Origin of the sequence: Citrobacter sp. CK180 (assembly GCF_030333655.1) — a bacterium.
Lineage (GTDB): Bacteria > Pseudomonadota > Gammaproteobacteria > Enterobacterales > Enterobacteriaceae > Citrobacter_B > Citrobacter_B koseri.
On sequence record NZ_JAOWFM010000047.1, the window covers coordinates 21,707 to 28,623 of the forward strand.

Annotated in this window: 7 protein-coding genes; 5 read left to right on the forward strand and 2 right to left on the reverse strand. The window is 55.8% G+C overall.

Annotation, left to right across the window (positions count from 1 at the left end; genetic code table 11):
- Positions 1 to 2 precede the first annotated feature (2 nt).
- From hemE to OGV50_RS11050, 5 genes are all read left to right on the forward strand, one after another.
- Positions 3 to 1,067, forward strand: coding sequence for a uroporphyrinogen decarboxylase (hemE, locus tag OGV50_RS11030; RefSeq protein ID WP_012133798.1), 1,065 nt, complete (start codon positions 3 to 5; stop codon positions 1,065 to 1,067).
- Between the two features lie 9 nt (positions 1,068 to 1,076).
- Positions 1,077 to 1,748, forward strand: a complete 672-nt coding sequence (nfi, locus tag OGV50_RS11035; RefSeq protein ID WP_012133797.1) for a deoxyribonuclease V — start codon at positions 1,077 to 1,079, stop codon at positions 1,746 to 1,748.
- 42 nt (positions 1,749 to 1,790) lie between these two features.
- On the forward strand, positions 1,791 to 2,381 hold the full coding sequence (locus OGV50_RS11040; protein ID WP_012133796.1) for a YjaG family protein: 591 nt from the start codon (positions 1,791 to 1,793) through the stop codon (positions 2,379 to 2,381).
- Between the two features lie 186 nt (positions 2,382 to 2,567).
- Positions 2,568 to 2,840, forward strand: a complete 273-nt coding sequence (gene hupA, locus OGV50_RS11045; RefSeq protein ID WP_001044509.1) for a nucleoid-associated protein HU-alpha — start codon at positions 2,568 to 2,570, stop codon at positions 2,838 to 2,840.
- Positions 2,841 to 2,851: 11 nt separating this feature from the next.
- Positions 2,852 to 3,544: a DUF1481 domain-containing protein gene (locus tag OGV50_RS11050; RefSeq protein WP_024130651.1), complete on the forward strand. Its 693-nt coding sequence runs from the start codon at positions 2,852 to 2,854 to the stop codon at positions 3,542 to 3,544.
- 74 nt (positions 3,545 to 3,618) lie between these two features.
- Here OGV50_RS11050 and purD read toward each other — a convergent pair whose 3' ends face one another.
- On the reverse strand, positions 3,619 to 4,908 hold the full coding sequence (gene purD / locus OGV50_RS11055) for a phosphoribosylamine--glycine ligase (RefSeq protein ID WP_101744405.1): 1,290 nt from the start codon (positions 4,906 to 4,908) through the stop codon (positions 3,619 to 3,621).
- Positions 4,909 to 4,923: 15 nt separating this feature from the next.
- Positions 4,924 to 6,513: a bifunctional phosphoribosylaminoimidazolecarboxamide formyltransferase/IMP cyclohydrolase gene (gene purH, locus OGV50_RS11060; protein ID WP_058668400.1), complete on the reverse strand. Its 1,590-nt coding sequence runs from the start codon at positions 6,511 to 6,513 to the stop codon at positions 4,924 to 4,926.
- Positions 6,514 to 6,917: the final 404 nt, after the last annotated feature.

Consider the following 6,917-nt stretch of genomic DNA (forward strand, 5'->3'; position numbering starts at 1 on the left):
AAATGACCGAACTGAAGAACGATCGTTATCTGCGTGCGCTGCTGCGCCAGCCCGTTGATGTTACCCCGGTATGGATGATGCGCCAGGCAGGCCGCTATCTGCCGGAGTACAAAGCCACCCGCGCACAAGCAGGCGATTTTATGTCGCTGTGCAAAAATGCTGAGCTGGCGTGCGAAGTCACGCTACAACCGCTGCGGCGCTACCCGCTTGATGCGGCGATCCTCTTCTCGGACATTCTGACCATCCCGGATGCGATGGGGCTGGGACTCTATTTTGAGGCCGGGGAAGGCCCGCGCTTTACTTCGCCAGTCGCCTGTAAAGCGGATGTCGATAAGCTACCGATTCCTGACCCGGAAGACGAACTGGGCTACGTGATGAACGCGGTGCGTACGATTCGCCGCGAGTTGAAAGGTGACGTTCCGCTGATCGGTTTTTCCGGCAGCCCGTGGACGCTGGCGACTTACATGGTGGAAGGCGGCAGCAGCAAAGCCTTTACCGTCATCAAAAAAATGATGTATGCCGATCCGCAGGCGCTGCATGCGCTGCTCGATAAGCTGGCGAAAAGCGTCACTCTGTATCTCAACGCGCAGATTAAAGCGGGTGCGCAGTCGGTCATGATTTTCGACACCTGGGGCGGCGTGCTGACGGGGCGCGATTACCAGCAGTTCTCGCTGTATTACATGCATAAAATCGTTGATGGTCTGCTGCGGGAAAACGACGGTCGCCGTGTACCGGTCACGTTATTCACCAAAGGTGGCGGCCAGTGGCTGGAGGCGATGGCGGAAACCGGGTGTGATGCGTTAGGCCTCGACTGGACAACCGATATTGCCGACGCGCGCCGTCGCGTGGGCCATAAAGTGGCGCTACAGGGCAATATGGACCCGTCCATGCTCTATGCGCCACCGGCGCGCATTGAAGAAGAAGTGGCGACGATTCTCGCCGGATTTGGCCAGGGTGAAGGCCACGTCTTTAATCTTGGACACGGTATCCACCAGGATGTACCACCGGAGCACGCGGGCGCATTTGTTGATGCGGTACACCGCTTGTCCGAACAGTACCACCGCTAAGGAGTCATTATGGATCTCGCGTCGCTACGCGCTCAACAAATTGAACTCGCCTCGTCGGTGATCCGCGAGGATCGCCTTGATAACGATCCGCCGGATCTGATCGCCGGGGCGGATGTTGGGTTCGAGCAGGGCGGTGAAGTGACGCGAGCGGCGATGGTGCTGTTGACGTATCCAGCGCTTGAGCTGGTGGAATACAAAGTGGCGCGTATCGCCACTACCATGCCGTATATCCCCGGCTTCCTCTCCTTTCGCGAGTATCCTGCGCTGTTGGCGGCGTGGGAACAGCTGTCACAAAAACCGGATTTAGTCTTTGTCGATGGGCACGGTATTTCCCACCCGCGTCGTCTGGGGGTGGCAAGCCACTTTGGATTGATGATGGATGTACCCACCATCGGCGTAGCGAAAAAACGGCTGTGCGGCAAGTTTGAGCCGCTTTCCGCCGAACCTGGCGCGCTGGCCCCGCTGATGGACAAAGGCGAGCAGTTAGCCTGGGTCTGGCGCAGCAAAGCGCGCTGTAACCCGCTGTTTATCGCGACCGGACATCGCGTGAGTACCGACAGCGCGTTGGCGTGGGTGCAGCGCTGTATGCAAGGCTACCGTCTGCCGGAACCGACGCGCTGGGCGGATGCGGTGGCATCAGAGCGTCCGGCGTTTGTGCGCTGGCAAGCAAATCACCGCTGATTCAGGTACACTGCGGCTCATTTCTGATTTCGAGAATTCAACATGTTACAAAACCCGATTCATCTGCGTCTGGAACGCCTGGAAAGCTGGCAGCACGTCACCTTTATGGCTTGTTTGTGCGAGCGTATGTATCCGAACTATGCCATGTTCTGTCAGCAGACGGGTTTTGGCGATGGGCAGGTGTACCGCCGAATCCTGGATCTCATCTGGGAAACGCTGACGGTGAAAGATGCGAAGGTCAATTTTGACAGCCAGCTGGAAAAGTTTGAGGAAGCGATTCCGGCTGCTGACGATTTTGATCTGTACGGCGTTTACCCGGCGATTGATGCCTGCGTTGCATTAAGCGAGTTAATGCATTCTCGTCTCAGTGGCGAAACGCTGGAACATGCCATTGAGGTCAGTAAGACATCCATTACCACGGTTGCGATGCTGGAAATGACTCAGGCTGGTCGAGAAATGACCGATGAAGAGCTCAAAGAAAACCCGGCTGTTGAACAGGAATGGGACATTCAGTGGGAAATATTCCGACTTTTGGCCGACTGCGAAGAACGCGATATTGAGCTGATAAAAGGGCTTCGGGCAGACCTGCGCGAGGCCGGTGAGAGCAATATCGGTATAAATTTTGAGCAATGACACCAGAAAACGTGATTTAACGCCTGATTTGTCGTGCCTGGAGGCTTCCCTTCCGCCCCCCGTCTGGTCTACATTTGGGGGGCGAAAAAAAGTGGCTATCGGTGCGTGTATGCAGGAGAGTGCTTTTCTGGCATTTCCGTCGCACTCGATGCTTAGCAAGCGATAAACACATTGTAAGGATAACTTATGAACAAGACTCAACTGATTGATGTAATTGCAGACAAAGCAGAACTGTCCAAAACCCAGGCTAAAGCTGCTCTGGAATCCACTCTGGCTGCTATTACTGAGTCTCTGAAAGAAGGCGATGCTGTACAACTGGTTGGTTTCGGTACCTTCAAAGTGAACCACCGCGCTGAGCGTACTGGCCGCAACCCGCAGACCGGTAAAGAAATCAAAATCGCTGCAGCGAATGTACCGGCGTTTGTTTCTGGTAAAGCACTGAAAGACGCAGTTAAGTAATTCGCGTGGCAGTGAACAGTTTTAATGAAGGGGCGCTCTCGCCCCTTTTGTCTGTCTGGCGTCGTATGCTGACGTTGGCAGGCGCGCTGTTGCTGTCCGCTTGTAGCCATAACACGACGCTTCCACCGTTTACGGCCAGCGGTTATGTTGACGACCAGGGTGCGGTACGCATCTGGCGTAAAGATTCCAGCGATGGCGTCCATCTGCTCTCGGTCTTTAGCCCGTGGCGTAACGGCAGCACCACAACCAGCGAATACCGCTGGCAGGGCGACATGCTCTCCCTGATTGAACTTAATATTTACAGCAAACCTTCTGAACATATTCGCGCACGCTTCGACGATCATGGCGAGCTCAGTTTTATGCAGCATGAAGTCGACGGGCAGAAGCAGCAGCTTTCCAGCGACCAGATCGCCTTATACCGCTATCGCGCCAATCAGATCCGCCAGACCAGTGACGCATTGCGTCAGGGGCGCGTCGTGCTGCGTCAGGGACGCTGGCATGCAGACCGCACGGTAACTACCTGCGAAGGCGAAACGTTGAAACCAGACCTGGATGCGTGGGCTATCAGCCACATAGAGCGACGTCAGCAGCGTTCATCGATAGAGGTGAGTGTGGCATGGCTGGAGGCGCCTGATGGCTCTCAGCTGCTGCTGGTGGCCAATGAAGACTTCTGCCACTGGCAACCTATAGAGAAGACGTTCTGATGATTGCCGGATGGCGGCTTGCGTCTTATCCGGCCTACAGTTGCTCTCCATAGGCCGGATAAGAGGTGTCAGCGTTAGTTTTGCTCGCGTTCGATCGCGCGCCAGCCGATATCTTTGCGGCTAAAGCAGTTATCCCAGCGGATATCTGCCATCAGCGCGTAGGCACGCTGCTGTGCTTCGGCAACGGTATGGCCTAGCGCAGTGGCGCACAGTACGCGACCGCCGCTTGTTACGACCCGGTCATCTTCCGCCAGTTTGGTTCCGGCATGGAATACCTTACCGTCCGCCACCTCTTCCAGCGGCAGACCGTGGATCACATCGCCTGTGCGGTAGTCGCCCGGATAACCGCCAGCCGCCATCACCACGCCGAGCGATGCGCGCTCATCCCACTCAGACGTTTTCTCGTCCAGCTTACCGTCGCAGGCAGCCAGACAAAGTTCAACCAGATCGGATTTCATACGCAGCATGATTGGCTGGGTTTCCGGGTCGCCAAAGCGGCAGTTGAATTCGATAACTTTCGGGTTGCCCTGCTTATCGATCATCAGCCCAGCGTACAGGAAGCCGGTATAAGTATTGCCTTCCGCCGCCATGCCTTTTACGGTTGGCCAAATGATGCGCTCCATCGTGCGCTGATGAACCTCGTCGGTCACCACCGGCGCCGGGGAGTAAGCGCCCATACCGCCGGTATTCAACCCGGTATCGCCATCGCCGACGCGTTTGTGATCCTGGCTGGTGGCCATTGGCAACACATGCTCGCCATCGACCATCACGATGAAGCTCGCTTCTTCACCGTCGAGGAACTCTTCGATCACGATACGGTGTCCCGCGTCGCCAAACGCGTTACCCGCCAGCATGTCATGAACGGCGGCTTCGGCCTCGCTCAGCGTCATCGCCACAATCACGCCTTTCCCGGCAGCCAGTCCGTCGGCTTTAATAACGATCGGCGCGCCTTTCTCACGCAGGTAAGCCAGCGCGGGTTCGATCTCCGTGAAGTTCTGGTACTCCGCCGTCGGAATCTGGTGACGGGCGAGGAAATCCTTGGTGAAGGCTTTGGAGCCTTCCAGCTGTGCGGCGCCTTCGGTTGGGCCAAAGATTTTTAGGCCAGCGGCGCGGAAAGTATCCACCACGCCTTTCACCAGCGGCGCTTCCGGGCCGACGATGGTCAGATCGATCTTCTCGTTCTGGGCAAAGCTCAGCAGTGCCGGAATATCCGTGACGCCAATAGCGACGTTTTGCAGCGCCGGTTCCAGCGCTGTTCCGGCGTTACCTGGCGCGACATACACGGTTTCAACCTGCGGTGATTGCGCCGCTTTCCACGCCAGGGCGTGTTCGCGCCCGCCGTTGCCGATTACTAATACTTTCATTGTCTGCTCCGTGAATTAATGGCGGAAGTGACGCATGTCGGTGAAGATCATCGCAATGCCGTGTTCATCAGCGGCGGCAATGACTTCATCATCACGGATGGAGCCACCGGGCTGGATCACGCAGCTCACGCCAACAGCAGCCGCAGCATCAATACCGTCGCGGAACGGGAAGAACGCGTCAGAGGCCATTGCGGAACCTTTTACTTCCAGCCCTTCATCGCCCGCTTTAATACCGGCGATCTTCGCGGAATAAACGCGGCTCATCTGGCCCGCGCCAATACCGATAGTCATATTCTCTTTCGCGTACACAATCGCGTTGGATTTCACAAACTTCGCTACTTTCCAGCAGAACAGCGCGTCACGCAGTTCCTGCTCGCTCGGCTGACGTTTGGACACTACGCGCAGTTCGCCTGCCGTTACCATACCCAGGTCACGATCCTGAACCAGCAGACCGCCGTTGACACGTTTGAAGTCCAGGCCCGGGACGCGCTCGGCCCACTGGCCGCAGGTCAGGACGCGCACGTTCTGTTTGGCGGCGGTGATTTTCAGTGCGTCTTCGGTTGCGGAAGGCGCAATGATCACTTCGACAAACTGACGGGAGATGATGGCCTGTGCCGTTTCGGCATCCAGTTCGCGGTTAAACGCGATGATGCCACCGAATGCGGAGGTCGGGTCAGTCTTGTATGCGCGATCGTAGGCGTCGAGAATAGAAGTGCTTACCGCCACGCCACACGGGTTAGCGTGCTTCACGATGACGCAGGCGGGCTCGCTGAACTCTTTCACACACTCCAGCGCCGCGTCGGTATCGGCGATGTTGTTGTAGGAGAGCGCTTTGCCCTGTACCTGCTGCGCGGTCGCAACAGATGCTTCTTGCACATTCTCTTCTATATAGAAGGCTGCCTGCTGGTGGCTGTTTTCGCCGTAGCGCATATCCTGCTTCTTAATGAAGTTCAGATTCAGGGTACGCGGGAAGCGGCCAGCAGCCTCTTTGCTTTCACCGTGATATGCCGGAACCATGCTGCCGAAGTAGTTGGCAATCATGCTGTCGTAGGCAGCGGTGTGTTCGAAGGCTTTAATGGCGAGATCGAAGCGGGTATCAAGGGTCAGTGAACCGTCGTTGCTATCCATCTCTTTAATAATGGCGTCGTAGTCGCTGCTCTTTACAACGATAGCGACATCTTTATGGTTCTTGGCAGCGGATCGCACCATGGTCGGGCCGCCGATATCAATGTTCTCTACGGCATCTTCCAGCGAGCAACCTTCACGAGCGACAGTCTGGGCGAACGGGTACAGGTTAACAACAACCATATCGATTGGCGCGATACCGTGTTGTTCCATAATTCCGTCATCCTGACCACGGCGACCGAGAATACCGCCGTGTACTTTCGGATGCAGGGTCTTCACGCGTCCATCCATCATTTCCGGGAAACCGGTGTAATCGGAAACTTCGGTCACCGGCAGACCTTTATCTGCTAACAGACGGGCAGTGCCCCCTGTAGACAGCAGCTCCACACCGCGTGCGGAAAGTGCCTGGGCGAATTCGACGATACCGGCCTTGTCAGAAACACTGAGCAGAGCGCGGCGGACTGGACGACGTTGTTGCATGGTAAATCCCCTGGATTTGACTATTACAGAGAGCGTTAGCTGAATTTTTCGTGAAAAACTCAGCTAACGCCCCTTACGGGGCATCCTTGTTTTGCGGTGGCATTGTAACGAAAACGTTTGCGCAACGCTCGCGAATTTTTCTTTTTCCATTCGATACCCTTTTATTCCTGTATTGAGCGCGTCTTTATTAAGGAGAGATTCAGGAAATGATCGCCAGGATTGTGGATAACTCTGTGTGTAAAAGGGTATAAGGCGGGGTTTTGCTGGGGAATGCAGCAGTCAGTCATTTTTCTGTCATTTTTCTATTGCGGCCTGCGGAGAACTCCCTATAATGCGCCTCCATCGACACGGCGGATGTGAATCACTTCACACAAACAGCCGGTTGATTAAAGAGAAAAATCCTG

Bases quoted from the DNA above. Each gene is read 5' to 3' on its own strand.
- hupA (WP_001044509.1), top strand. From the start codon at position 2,568: ATGAACAAGACTCAACTGATTGATGTAATTGCAGACAAAGCAGAACTG.
- hemE (WP_012133798.1), top strand. From the start codon at position 3: ATGACCGAACTGAAGAACGATCGTTATCTGCGTGCGCTGCTGCGCCAG.
- nfi (WP_012133797.1), top strand. From the start codon at position 1,077: ATGGATCTCGCGTCGCTACGCGCTCAACAAATTGAACTCGCCTCGTCG.
- purH (WP_058668400.1), bottom strand. From the start codon at position 6,513: ATGCAACAACGTCGTCCAGTCCGCCGCGCTCTGCTCAGTGTTTCTGAC.
- purD (WP_101744405.1), bottom strand. From the start codon at position 4,908: ATGAAAGTATTAGTAATCGGCAACGGCGGGCGCGAACACGCCCTGGCG.
- OGV50_RS11040 (WP_012133796.1), top strand. From the start codon at position 1,791: ATGTTACAAAACCCGATTCATCTGCGTCTGGAACGCCTGGAAAGCTGG.